This window comes from Pseudomonas sp. 2995-3 (genome assembly GCF_002742565.1).
Classification (GTDB): Bacteria; Pseudomonadota; Gammaproteobacteria; order Pseudomonadales; family Pseudomonadaceae; genus Aquipseudomonas; species Aquipseudomonas edaphica.
In genome coordinates, this window is sequence record NZ_LJSB01000284.1 from 1 (window position 1) to 242 (window position 242).

1 protein-coding gene is annotated in these 242 nt (G+C 38.8%); it reads left to right on the plus strand.

The window, feature by feature from the left end; all coding sequences use genetic code 11:
- Window positions 1–2 precede the first annotated feature (2 nt).
- Window positions 3–242, plus strand: a 240-nt coding sequence (locus AOA62_RS25765; protein ID WP_305886550.1) for a S16 family serine protease, incomplete at its 3' end; no start/stop codon positions are given.

Genomic DNA, 242 nt, shown 5'->3' on the forward strand with positions numbered 1-242 from the left:
CCTTGACTGGTAAGGCAGTAAGAAGAGAAGTGGGAATGACTGGCGAGATTACTTTACGTGGTCGTGTATTACCAATTGGTGGTTTAAAAGAAAAGTCAATGAGTGCACATCGAGCAGGTATAACCCATATCATTATGCCAAAGGATAACGAAAAGGATCTAGAGGATATACCAAAGAGTGTAAGACAAGATTTAACCTTCATTCCAGTATCTCATTTGGATGAAGTACTAAAAGAAGCGTTA